The organism is Campylobacter sp. US42a, assembly GCF_004379055.1.
In the GTDB taxonomy this organism is placed as follows: Bacteria; Campylobacterota; Campylobacteria; order Campylobacterales; family Campylobacteraceae; genus Campylobacter_D; species Campylobacter_D jejuni.
In genome coordinates, this window is the sequence record NZ_RYYK01000003.1 from 54,388 (window position 1) to 67,424 (window position 13,037).

Consider the following 13,037-nt stretch of genomic DNA (forward strand, 5'->3'; position numbering starts at 1 on the left):
TCACTTACACAAAATCAATAGGGTCAATATCCGCGCTTACATTTTTAAATTGCAAAATATAATTTTCAATTGCCACTAAAGCTTTATAATTTTCACTTCTAAGTAATAAATAAAAACGATATTTTCCATGCAGCATTTCAACTCCACAAATTCCATAGCCTACTAATTCTACTTGTTTGATATTTTTAAATTGATAGGCAAGTTTTTCACAAAGTTTTTGTGCATTTTTTTGATCTTTATCTTCCATAAGAACTCTTAAAAGGCGTTTAAATGGAGGATAAAGATCTTTTCTATTTTCTAACTCATCTTTTAAAAAAGCATCATAATCCTCTATATACCTTTCAAAAAAAGCTCTATTTTTTGTTTGTAAAAGCACTCTTGCTTCGCCTTTACGCCCTGCCCTACCAGCAACTTGCATAGCTAAAGCTAAAGTTTCTTCACTCGCTCTAAAACTAGGACGCAACAAATACTCATCAAGCCCTAAAATCACACTCAAATCCACGCTATGATAATCATGCCCTTTAGCAAGCATAGAGGTGCCAATAAGTATATCGATCTTATTTTCATTAAAGTCTTTTAAAATAGTATTAAGCTTTTTAACGCTTGTGATTTCATCGCTATCAAATTTTGCTATTTTTGCTAAAGGCAAAGCATTTTGCAAAAGCTCTAAAAGTTCAGCAGTCCCCATTTTTCTAGCTTCTAATATTTCTCCTTTGCAACTTGGACAATTTTGCTCTATTAAAGAAGTATAATTACAATAATGACATTTTAAAACATTTTTCTTTTTATGCATACTCATGGCGATAGAACAAAAAGGACATTTTATCGTTTCTCCGCAATCCTTGCAAATGATTTGCCTAAAATTAGCCCTTGTAGGTAAAAACACTATAGCTTGTTTTTGATGTTTTAAACTTTTTTCTAATTCGCTTAAAAGCATAGGCGTTATACCAAGCTCATTTTCATCATATAAAAAATGTTTTTTGCTCTCAAAAAAAGTTCCTTTTAGTCTAAAACTTTTTTGTTTGTAAAAACTCGTCAAAGATGGGGTTGCAGAACCTAAAACCACTTTAATATTATTTTTTTGACCCAAAAAAAGCGCTAAATCTCTTGCATTGATAAAAGGCTGATTAGAAGCCTTATAAGAATTATCATGTTCTTCATCTACTACAATAAGTCCTAAATTTCTAAAAGGCAAAAACAAAGCCGATCTTGCACCCGCTACTAAAAGTACTTCTCCCTTGCAAAAACGCTCTAAATATTCTTGCTTTTTTTTCTTTGAAATTTTAGAATGCCACAGGAAAAAATTATCCTTAAAATACACTTCTAAACGCTTTTTCATTTGTGGAGTAAGTGCGATTTCTGGCATTAAAAGTAAAGCTTGCTTACCCTGTTCTAAACACTCTTTTATCAAAGAAATATAAATTTCAGTCTTGCCACTACCTGTATCAGCAAAAAGTAAGGAATTATTTTCTTTTTGAAGAAAACTTAAGGCATTTTGTTGTTGATTGCTTAGTTTAGGGGTATCTTTAAAAAACATTTTTTGACATTCATATTTAGGACTGGTTTCAAAAAAGCCCAAAACAAAACCAAGTTTTGAAGCATAATAATAAACAATAAAATTTGCCAATTCAAATTGCAAAGGAGTTAAAAAATACTTTGTAATTTCTTTAATTTCTACGGTTTTAAAATCAGGTTTTTGACATTCTTTAAGCACGATAGCTTTAAGGTTTTTTTTAGTTTTTAAATCCACTAATACTTGTGTTAAAGGTTTGATTTCATCAAAACTATGAAAAGTTAAATTATCCAAATACAAACCACAAATTGCAAGTTCATAATATCTTATATCAGATCTTTGCATCTAGAACTTCCTATACACTTTAACAAGCCTTCTTTAGAATCATAAATAAATTCAACCATCTCTTTGGCGTTTAATGCAAATCTATAGTGATTTTTACCTATTTTTATCCAAGATTTAAAATCAGAATAAATAGGTGTATCAAGCAAAGAATAATCACAATCATTTAAACAATAAAAGAGTTTTTCTTTGGCTTGATTGTTTTGCGCATTATCTAAAATTTCTGGAAAATTTAAATTTTTAAGTCTCATTTGACTACGCATTAAAGCAAGAGCTGAGCTTAGCATTTCATAGTCCATTTTTAATTTTAAAATTTTAACCTCATCTTTTGTAGTATTGATAAAAGATAAAGATAAGCTTGATAAAATTCCCAAAATCAAAATCACAAAAACAAGCTCAAGCAGAGTAAAAGCTTTATTCATTTTGTCGGGAGTTCTTCATTGATTGCTTTTATTAGTTTCTTAAGTTCTCTTTCTAAAATATAATTTTCATAACTCTTTTTAACAAACGCATCTACAAAGCGTTTAAGTTCTATTTTTTTAGTACCGCCAGAAATCAAAGCGATATCATCTTCTAAAAAATTTGCAAATTCTTCACTGCACTTAACAATGAAATCTTTTGCATTGACATTAACAATGACTTGTTTTAGATTATCTGCCAAGAACAGCCTCTATTTTCTTATAAATATCTTCGCTTTCTATATTGCGAGATTTAAGTTCTTCTTCTAAACGCATGATTTGATTACTTTTCGCTTCATTTTGTGCTTTAACGCTTACAAGCTCATTTCTTAAAGCCTCATTGGCTTCGCAAACTTCGTTATACTTTTCAATTAATTCATTTACTTTATCTGTCATAGTATTGATTATTTTTTCATCAAACATATTTTTGCCTTCTTAAGAAATTTGTAATTTATGGAAAATATTATTTGATATTGTAGCAGAAAAAAATTTAAATTTAGGTTTTTATTGTCAATTAATTTTTAATTAAAGCATTTTCTTTTAAAATTTTTTCAAAAATAAAAATAAAGTAGAAAAATGTTAGAACTTACCAGCGAATTTAAACCCAGTCCCGATCAACAAGAAGCCATAAAAGGCATAGTAAAAAGTATAAAAAAAGGCAACAAATATCAAACTTTACTAGGCGTTACAGGAAGTGGAAAAACCTTTACCATGGCAAATGTCATTAAAGAACTTAATATACCTACTCTTATCATGAGTCACAACAAAAGCCTTTGCGCTCAACTTTATAGCGAATTTAAAGGCTTTTTTTCTAAAAATCATGTGGAATATTTTATATCTTATTATGATTATTATCAACCTGAAGCCTATATCCCACGCACTGATGTTTTCATAGAAAAAGACAGCTCGACTAATGAAGACTTAGAGCGTTTAAGACTGAGTGCTACTGCTTCACTTTTAAGTTATGAAGATGTAGTTTGCATAGCTAGTGTTTCAGCAAATTATGGACTTGGTAATCCAAATGAATACATAGGCATGGTTTTAATCTTTGAACTAGGTATGCAAATTTCACAAAAAGAACTTTTAAAAAAACTTGTAGATATGGGTTATAAAAGAAATGATAATTTTTTTGATCGTGCGGATTTTAGAGTTCAAGGAGATATTATAGACATTTATCCAGCTTATTATGAAGATGAAGTGGTAAGACTTGAATTTTTTGGCGATGAGCTTGATGCTATGTATCATTACAATGTTTTAGAAAATAAAAAAGGCAAAGATTTAAAACGCTTTATACTCTATCCTACAAGCCAGTTTAGCGTGGGCGAAACAAGATTAAAACAAGCGATAAAAGATATCAAAGCAGAACTTAACGAACGCCTTGCTTATTTTGAACATGAAAATAAACTCGTAGAATATCAACGCCTTAAACAAAGGGTTGAATTTGATCTTGAAATGCTTACAAGCACAGGAATGTGTAAAGGAGTTGAAAACTATGCAAGGCATTTAACAGGACTTAAAGAAGGTGATACTCCTTATACGCTTTTTGATTATTTTGCGATTAAAGATAGAAAATTTCTTGTCATAGTCGATGAAAGTCATGTATCTTTACCTCAATTTCGTGGTATGTTTGCAGGAGATAGAAGCAGAAAACAAACCTTGGTGGATTATGGTTTTCGTTTGCCTTCAGCCTTGGATAACCGTCCTTTAATGTTTGATGAATTTATCCATAAAAATTGTCAATTTCTTTTTGTTTCAGCTACACCTGCACCTTTAGAACTTGAACTTAGCAAAGAAAATATCTTTCATCAAATCATGCGTCCTACGGGACTGCTTGATCCTTTAATAGAGTTAAAAGATAGCGATAATCAGGTTGAAATTTTATTTGATGAGGCTAAAAAAGTCATACAAAGAAACGAACGGGTTTTAGTAACCGTGCTAACTAAAAAACTCGCTGAAGAGCTTACAAGGTATTATTTAGAGCTTGGTATAAAAGTCAAATACATGCACTCAGATATCGATGCTATAGAACGCAATGAAATCATAAGAGGTTTAAGAAGTGGTGCTTTTGATATGCTAATTGGCATTAACTTACTTAGAGAAGGACTAGACCTACCTGAAGTTTCACTCATTGCCATTATGGATGCAGATAAGGAAGGCTTTTTAAGAAGTACTACAAGTTTAATCCAAACCATGGGAAGAGCAGCTAGAAATGTCAATGGTAAGGTTTTGCTTTTTTGCAAAAAAATCACAAAATCCATGCAAGAAGCTATGGATACCACCAATGAACGCCGCAAACTTCAAATGGCTTATAATAAAAAATACAATATCACACCAACTTCAGTCAAACGCCATATTGAAGAGAGTTTAAAAAATGAAGAGGATTTAGGCGAAATTTATTGCAAAGGTAAAAAACTAGAAAAAATGCCTGCTAGCGAAAGAGCAAAGCTTGTCAAAGAGTTAAGAAAGCAAATGCTTGAAGCAGCCAAAGCACTTGAGTTTGAAAAAGCTGCCGCAATTAGAGATGAGATTAATAAATTAAGGGATTTATAATAAAAATATATCCCTTGTTCTAACTCCTGCCTCATTAAGTAAAGCACTTAAAATTTCATACTGAAAGTCTTGCAAGGGACGTTTTTCTTTTAAAACTATACCTATAACCCCTTTAGTTTTTTCCCCATCTTCTATAGGTAAATACATAGCATTAGCATTAGGCAGGGTATTTGTACAAACACCTGCTCTTTCTTTATTTGTTGCAACCCATTGAGCAATAGCAATCTCATCAGCACTAAAACAATTTTTTAACATTTGCTTATCATCGTTAAAAAACAACAAAGGTTTCGATAAAATATTGTTTTTATTTATAGGATAAATAATAATAGGTAAATTTAATAATTTTAAAGCTTGATTTCCAAGTTGTTCCCAAAGCTCTTGTTTGCTTTTCACTCTTGCTAACTTTTCACTATTTTCAAGCAAAATAGCCGTTCTATAAGCTCTTTTAGTGAGTTCTTTAGATTGCAATTTTAATCTTCTAGTAAAAACAGCTGTTAAAAATCCAACTATAAACATAGTTGTAAAAGTAATAATATTTCCACTATCATGAACTTTAAGACTAAAAATAGGTTCTAAAAAGAAAAAATTATAAATCAAAACACTTACCAAAGAAGAATAAAAGGCGAAAATTTTATTATCAGAAATAAAAGAAGAAGCAAAAACTGCTAAAATAAAAATCATAACTATATTACTTGGCTGAGTATTAAATTTATGAAATACAAAAGCTATAAAAGTTGCTAAAAGCAAAACTCCTGTGATTTTTAAAAAACCTAAAAAATCAAAACCTTTTTTACTTCGTATTTTAGGAGTAGAAATTTGATTTTCATTAACAAGATATAAATCAATATTAGGTGCTTTTTTAGCAACAGCTTCAAAAATCTCTTCTTTAAACTTTTTTTTATCTTTATTTTTACCTAAAACAATTTTAGAAACATTGCTAAGGCTTGAATACTCTGCAATTTGTCTTGCTATATCATCATCATATACGCTAATGATTTCAGCATCAAAACTTTTAGCTAGTTCTATATTTTCTTCTAAGGCTTTTTCTTCTTTAATATTGGGATTTTTTATATAAAGCGCACTCAATTTAGCATGAAAAGCTAAAGCAAGTCTTGCAGCTGCACGAATAACCTTTGCATTTGAAGCATTAATACAAACTAAAATATGCTCTCCAGTATGATAAGCTAAATCATCATTAATAAGCCTTTGTTCACTTGCTCTTAAATTCACTCTTGAAGCAAGTCTTCTTAAGGCAATCTCACGCAAAGCTATAAGTCTTTCTTGACGAAAGAAATTTTCAAGTGCTAGTTTAGCTTGTTTTTCCTTATAAATTTTACCATCTTGCATTCTTTTTAAAAGCTTATTAGGTTCAATATCAACAAGTTCAACCTGATCAGCCTCATCAAAAATACGATCAGGAATACGCTCTTTAACTTCTATCTTACTGATATTAGCGACTAAATCATTTAAACTTTCTAAATGTTGTATATTTAAAGTAGTATAAACATCAATCCCTGCTTTTAGAAGTTCTTCTATATCTTGAAAACGCTTTTCATTACGCAAGCCTTTAGCATTAGTGTGTGCAAGCTCATCTACTAAAACCAAAGCAGGTTTTCTCTTAAGGGTAGCGTCTAAATCAAATTCTTTTAATACTATATTTTTATAAGGAATTTCAAGATTAGCTATACTTTCAAAACCTTGTGTTAAAGCCATTGTTTCAGGTCTATCGTGAGGCTCTATATAGCCTAAAACAACATCAACTCCATTATCCCTTAAAGTTCTAGCTTCACTTAACATAGCATAAGTTTTTCCAGAACCTGCAGCATAACCTAAGAAGATTTTTAATTTTGCAAGTTTGTTTTTTTCTTCTTCCTTGGCTTTAACCTCAAGTTTTTTAAGAATTTGTTCAGGACTTTGTCTTTGCATGTTTATTCTTTTTTCATGGCTTTAGCAATAGCTATATTAACAGCTAAAACATTAACCTTTTCTTCCCCAAAAATCCCTAAAAATTTAGACTCGGTATTTTCTTGAATGATTTTTTCTAGTTCTTCTTTGGTAATTTTTGAAGATTGACTTATCCTAGGAATTTGCACTAGGGCTGCTTGAAGACTGATATGAGGATCAAGTCCTGATCCTGAAGCACTTAACAAATCCAAAGGAATTTGTTCTTTTGTAATTTGCGGATTTTCATCTAAAAATTTTTGCAAATCTTTTTGCACACGCTCTTTTAAAGCAGGATTTGACATAGCATAATTAAATCCACCTGAACTTACACTGCTTTCATTTGTATCACTTGTATTGTAATTTGATACAGATGCTCTTGAATGTAGAAAATAAGGCTTATTAAAATCTTGACCCAAAAGCTTTGAACCTACCGCTTTGCTTATATCCAAAGTCGGACGACCTTCTTTATCCACTAAACTTCCACTTGATTGATAAGGAAAAATAAATTTTGCAACTGTATTTAAAGCAAAAGGATAAACAAGGGTACACAATATTAGCATTACCACAAAAAAACTAAGCAAAGTTCTAAGCATATCACACTCCTAAAATTCTAAGTATCCAAGCTGTAGGAATATCAATTATTTTTATCCCTATAAAAGGTGCTATCATACCACCTAAACCATAAATACTCAAATTTCTTAAAAGCAAATGCTCACTTTTCATAGGCTTAAATTTAACTCCACGCATAGCAATAGGTATGAGCAAAGGTATAATAATAGCATTAAAAATAAGTGCTGATAAAATAGCGCTTTGCGGAGTAGCCAAATGCATAATGTTTAAAATTTGCATTTGAGGTAAAACCACACTAAACATAGCAGGTAAAATAGCAAAATACTTAGCAATATCATTTGCCATACTAAAAGTTGTAAGACTACCTCTAGTAATAAGCAAACCTTTTCCTATTTCAACCACTTCTAAAATTTTAGTAGGATTAGAATCAAGATCTATCATATTAGCTGCTTCTTTGGCCGCTTGAGTTCCTGAGTTCATAGCTATACCTACATCAGCTTGTGCAAGAGCTGGAGCATCATTGGTTCCATCTCCTGTCATGGCTACTATCTTACCTTGGGCTTGTTCTTTTTTAATGGCTTCTATTTTATCTTCAGGCTTGCATTCTGCTATAAATCCATCAAGACCTGCTTCTTTGGCTATAGTAGCTGCTGTTAAAGGATTGTCTCCAGTACACATTAAAGTTTTTATGCCCATTTTTCTAAGCTCATCAAAGCGCTCTTTAAGTCCTGGTTTTACTGTATCCTTTAGATAAATTACTCCTAAAATTTTTTCATTTTTACACACTACCAAAGGAGTACCACCAAGATTTGAAATTTCCATTACCTTAGTTTCTAAATCGCTAGGAATTTTTCCATTCATTTCGCTTATATAAGCTCTTATAGCATCAAAAGCACCTTTGCGAATTTTTGTATTATCTTGTAAATCCACACCACTCATTCTATTTTGAGCGCTAAATTCGATAAATTCTTTAATATCATTACCTTCTAATTCATAACCCATTTTTTGAGCCAATGCAACTATGCTTTTACCTTCTGGAGTTTCATCTTTTAAAGAGGATAAAACACAAGCTTTAATCATTTCTTCTTTACTTATACCTTGGACTTCATAAAATTCATTTGCCAAACGGTTTCCAAAAGTAATCGTTCCTGTTTTATCCAAAATCATAGTATCAACATCACCACAACTTTCAACAGCCTTGCCTGAAAGTGCGATCACATTAAAACGCGTTACCCTGTCCATACCTGCTATTCCTATAGCTGATAAAAGCCCCCCTATAGTTGTAGGAATAAGACATACAAGCAATGCTACTAACCACGAAATAGGCAAACTCACGCCTAAAAATTGCATAAAAGGATATAAACTTACAACCACCACCAAAAAACTCAAACTAAGAACAATTAAAAGAGTATTAAGAGCAATTTCATTTGGAGTTTTTTGACGCGCAGCACCTTCTACAAGATTGATCATTTTATCTAAAAAACTTTCCCCAGCTCCAACTAAAATTTTAATCTTTAAAAAATCAGTTAAAACCGTAGTCCCACCTGTAACAGAAGAAAAATCACCGCCCACTTCACGCATAACAGGAGCACTTTCACCTGTAATAGCTGATTCATCAACACTTGCAGCACCTTCTATAATTTCTCCATCATTAGGTATAAGTTCACCTGCTTTAACTAAAACTATATCACCTATTTTTAACTCGCTAGAATTAAGCATTTCTTCACTGCCATCACTTTTTATGCGTCTAGCTTTAGAATCCTTTTTGCTTTGTCTTAAGGTAGCTGCTTGGGCTTTACCCCTTCCTTCTGCAATACTTTCTGCAAAATTTGCAAAAAGCAAGGTTATAAATAAAATAAAAGTGATTAAGATGTTATAAATTCTTTCATCAGAATTTCCATTAAACAAAGTAGGAAAAATACTTAAAATCAAAGTAAGAATCAATCCAACTTCCACCATAAACATAACAGGATTTTTTACCATAAAGCGTGGATCAAATTTTAAAAATGCTCCTTTTATGGCATTATTTAAAATTTCTTTTGTAATGAGTTTATTTTGTTTTTTAGACATTGACTCTCCTTAATGCCATAAAGATAAATATTCTGCAACGCTTGATAAAGTAAGCACTGGAAAAAAAGTAAGTGCAGCAAAAATATATATAATACAAACAAGCACAAACATAAAAGTTAAATTATCCGTTTTTAAAGAATTTGCAGTATTTTCTTGTGTATTTTTAGCCAAAAGCGATCCAGCTATAGCAAGCTGAGCTATTAAAACCAAATAACGCCCACAAAACATAGCAAAAGCTGTACTTAAATTCCAAAACAAATTATCATCTTTTAAACCTTCAAGTCCTGAACCATTATTTGCTGCCGAAGAACTAAATTCATACAAAATTTGAGCCAAACCATGGAAGCTAGGATTGCTTATACTATCTTTTGCAAAAACAACAGCTAATGCACTTAAAACAAGGATTAATAAAGGATGGATAAGAATTACCAAAGCTATAAGCTTCATTTGTGCGCTTTCTATTTTTTTACCCAAGAATTCTGGAGTTCTGCCTATCATCAATGCACAAATAAACACGGTTAAAAGCACATAAATAATCATATTCATAAGCCCTACTCCTTCTCCACCAAAAGCCACATTTAACATCATATTTAGCAAAGTAGCACTGATGCTTAAAGGATTTAAACTATCGTGCATATTATTGACGCTTCCTGTAGTAAAAGCAGTAGTTACAGCACTAAATAAACTCGAACCATCTGTGCCAAATCTTATTTCTTTACCTTCCAAATTTCCCAAATTTGCATTTAAACCCAAAGAATCCAAATTTGGATTTGACATTTTTTCGCTAAAATAAATTAAAAGCAAAGAAATGATAAAAATAATCCCCATTGCACCAAAAATAACTCCCCCTTCTTTTCCCATAAGAGCAAAACCTTGTCTTTCTTTTCTATGATAAACCATCAATCCAAAAGCTACAACACAGGCACTAGGAATAAGCATCATGGATAAAATTTGTAAAAAATTTGTAAGTGAAGTAGGATTTTCAAAAGGCATGCTTGAATTAGCACCAAAAAAACCACCCCCATTTGTCCCTAAATGTTTTATAGACTCAAGAGCTGCAACAGGACCTGTGGCAATGCTTTGAAATTTATTTTCTAAAGTAAGCACGCTAAAATTTGCGTGATAGTTTTGCACTACGCCTTCAGAGATAAAAATTACAGCCAAAATAAAACTTAAAGGCAACATCAAACGCGTAATAATACGCGTAAAATCTTCATAAAAATTTCCCATTTGCATACCACATAAAGCACGACAAAAAGCCATACAAGCAGAATATCCACTTGCACTTGAAACAAACATAGCAAGTAAAATGCCTGTATTTTGCGAAAGCAAGCTTAAAGCACTCTCTCCACTATAATGCTGGAGGTTTGTATTTGTAATAAAACTAATTACAGTATTTAAATTCAAATCCCCTTTCATAGAATTTATCGAATTGGGATTTAAAAAAAGTTTATCTTGCAAATAAAAAATCACGAAAGAAAAAATAGCCACTAAGGCATTAAAAGCAATTAAATGCAAAGAATATTTTTGCCAAGTCATATTTTTTCTATCAATTGCACAAATTTTATAAATTAAGTTGTCAATTGGATTAAAAATAAAATCAAAAATAGTTTTTTTACAGCTTGCAATTTTATAAAGATAATTTCCAAAAATTAAAGCCAATATAAAAGCTATAATCAGTGTTATTAAAATTTCTAGCATATTTTTCCTTTAAAATTTTTCAGGATATAATAGAGCATAAAATAAATAAAGAGCAAGTATTAAGCTTAAAACTAGTAAAAATATCATCCGCGTGTCCTAGTTTGAATTTCACAAAAACGGATAAAAAACCATAAACTACCAAAAGCTAAAAGCAGAAGCAAAGCAAAGATAACATCCATAGGATAGCCCTTTCTCATTGATTCAAAATAGGATTTATTCTATCCTTGTTAAGCTTATATTTTGATTAATACTAATTTTATGATTTATTTATAATTTTTATCTATATTAAATAAAAAGACAAATGAAGAATTTAGCAGGAAAAATCCTGCTAAAAATTGTTAAAGATAACCCGCTGCCATAGCAATAAAATATCCTGCTATACAAGAAGTGATTACACCTATAAGACCTGGTAAAATAAAACTATGATTGATAACAAATTTACCGATATGAGTAGTACCTGATCTATCAAATTGTATAGTAGCTAAATCGCTTGGATAAGTTGGTAAAATATAATACCCATAACAAGCAGCCGCAAAGGCAACAATTACACCAGGTTCAACACCAATTCCTAAAGCCAAAGGAACAAAAGCCGAAATAGCTGCTGCTTGAGAGTTTACAAATTTTGAAATTAAAAGAAGCATTACAGCATAAGTCCAAGGATGCTCTTTTACTATATCTCCAAGCGCTGCTTTCATCATAGGAGTGTGGACTGCAAACATAGTATCAGCCATCCAAGAAATTCCAAATACCGCAACAAGTGCTATCATACCTGATTTAAAAATTTCATTAGAGCCGATTTTCTTTGCATCTGTTTTAGTAAAGATGATAATCAAAGAACCTGCTAAAAGCATAAACATCTGAATAACCGAAACCATGGATAAAACATCCATTTTAGGATTGCCTAAAGCATCTACTTGAGGAATGCCATTTTTTACAACTTGCCCCCAGTTTGGACGCAAGAAATCAAATACACCTAATAAAGCCACTAAAGCAATAGCTCCTAAGAAAATCCACATTGCAACCCAATTGCTTTTTGGAAGTTTAACACCTAAAAGTGTTTTAGAATCACCATAAACATATTTTTTAAATTCAGGATCTTTAAGTTTTTCTTGAAATACTTCATCTTTATCCAAATCTTTTCCTCTAAACCAAGAAAAAATTCCTATACACAATACACCAAATAATGTACTAGGTATGGTAATTTGAAGAAGATTAATATAACCATCAAAACCTGCTAATTTATGATTAGCATTTAAAAGCAAAGCAGTCAAACTTACAACAGCCACAGATACAGGAGATGCAATAATACCCATTTGTGATGATATAGAAGCTGCCGCCATTGGACGCTCAGGACGAATACCATTTTTAATCGCTATATCATAAATAATAGGCATAATAGTATAAACCACATGTCCTGTTCCACAAAGTATGGTCAAAAAGCAGGTTACAAAAGGCGCTAATATTGTCAAAAACTTAGGATTGCGTCTTAAAATTCTTTCTGCTATTTGAAGCATAACATCCAAACCACCACTTGCTTGCAAAGTTGCACTCGCAACCACTACCGCTAAAATTGTAAGCATAACATCTATGGCTGGTTTTCCAGGCTTTATATGAAAAGCAAATACAAGCATTAAAATACCTATACCACCAAGTAAACCAAGCGCTATGCCGCCTTTTTTTGCACCGTAAAAAAGACAAATTAAAACGATAATGATTTGGATTGCAAATTGCCCTCCCTCACTAAGGCTTGTTAAAAAGTCCATTTTAACTCCTTTGAAAATTGATATTTAAAAACAGTTATTATTGTATCACATTTTTAAATTAAAGAATAATATTTCTAAAAATAAAACAATAATTTTTTATATTATTTAAATTAAATTTAAATATAA

The 13,037-nt window shown here is 31.2% G+C and carries 10 protein-coding genes and 1 pseudogene; 1 reads left to right on the top strand and 10 read right to left on the bottom strand.

The window, feature by feature from the left end:
* Positions 1-4: 4 nt before the first annotated feature.
* From ELQ10_RS03720 to ELQ10_RS03735, 4 genes are read right to left on the bottom strand one after another with little or no spacing between them, the layout of a single operon-like run.
* Positions 5-1,858 carry a primosomal protein N' gene (locus tag ELQ10_RS03720; RefSeq protein WP_134250209.1) on the bottom strand — a complete coding sequence of 618 codons (1,854 nt, stop codon included), beginning with the start codon at positions 1,856-1,858 and terminating at the stop codon, positions 5-7.
* Positions 1,840-2,277, bottom strand: coding sequence for a prepilin-type N-terminal cleavage/methylation domain-containing protein (locus ELQ10_RS03725; RefSeq protein ID WP_002852324.1), 438 nt, complete (start codon positions 2,275-2,277; stop codon positions 1,840-1,842). Before ELQ10_RS03725 ends, ELQ10_RS03720 begins: the two co-directional genes overlap by 19 nt.
* Positions 2,274-2,516 carry a hypothetical protein gene (locus ELQ10_RS03730; RefSeq protein ID WP_002854947.1) on the bottom strand — a complete coding sequence of 81 codons (243 nt, stop codon included), beginning with the start codon at positions 2,514-2,516 and terminating at the stop codon, positions 2,274-2,276. Before ELQ10_RS03730 ends, ELQ10_RS03725 begins: the two co-directional genes overlap by 4 nt.
* Positions 2,506-2,736, bottom strand: coding sequence for a hypothetical protein (locus tag ELQ10_RS03735; protein WP_002852327.1), 231 nt, complete (start codon positions 2,734-2,736; stop codon positions 2,506-2,508). Before ELQ10_RS03735 ends, ELQ10_RS03730 begins: the two co-directional genes overlap by 11 nt.
* Before the next feature lie 153 nt (positions 2,737-2,889).
* Between ELQ10_RS03735 and uvrB the strand changes: the two genes are divergently transcribed.
* On the top strand, positions 2,890-4,863 hold the full coding sequence (uvrB, locus tag ELQ10_RS03740) for an excinuclease ABC subunit UvrB (RefSeq protein ID WP_086032308.1): 1,974 nt from the start codon (positions 2,890-2,892) through the stop codon (positions 4,861-4,863).
* Here the strand turns inward: uvrB and ELQ10_RS03745 are convergent.
* From ELQ10_RS03745 to ELQ10_RS03770, 6 genes and pseudogenes are all read right to left on the bottom strand, one after another.
* Complete coding sequence (locus ELQ10_RS03745; RefSeq protein WP_002877682.1) at positions 4,858-6,789, bottom strand: sensor histidine kinase KdpD; 1,932 nt, start codon at positions 6,787-6,789, stop codon at positions 4,858-4,860. The two genes, uvrB and ELQ10_RS03745, sit on opposite strands and share 6 nt — an antisense overlap.
* Before the next feature lie 2 nt (positions 6,790-6,791).
* Complete coding sequence (gene kdpC / locus ELQ10_RS03750; protein WP_052794050.1) at positions 6,792-7,400, bottom strand: potassium-transporting ATPase subunit KdpC; 609 nt, start codon at positions 7,398-7,400, stop codon at positions 6,792-6,794.
* 1 nt (position 7,401) lies between these two features.
* Positions 7,402-9,447 carry a potassium-transporting ATPase subunit KdpB gene (gene kdpB / locus ELQ10_RS03755; RefSeq protein WP_133401649.1) on the bottom strand — a complete coding sequence of 682 codons (2,046 nt, stop codon included), beginning with the start codon at positions 9,445-9,447 and terminating at the stop codon, positions 7,402-7,404.
* Positions 9,448-9,456: 9 nt separating this feature from the next.
* Entirely contained in the window at positions 9,457-11,148 is a 1,692-nt protein-coding gene (gene kdpA, locus ELQ10_RS03760; protein ID WP_002861365.1) for a potassium-transporting ATPase subunit KdpA, read from the bottom strand.
* Between the two features lie 9 nt (positions 11,149-11,157).
* Positions 11,158-11,345 (bottom strand): annotated as a pseudogene (gene kdpF, locus ELQ10_RS03765) (K(+)-transporting ATPase subunit F).
* Between the two features lie 141 nt (positions 11,346-11,486).
* Positions 11,487-12,911, bottom strand: a complete 1,425-nt coding sequence (locus ELQ10_RS03770; protein WP_002856715.1) for an anaerobic C4-dicarboxylate transporter — start codon at positions 12,909-12,911, stop codon at positions 11,487-11,489.
* Positions 12,912-13,037: the final 126 nt, after the last annotated feature.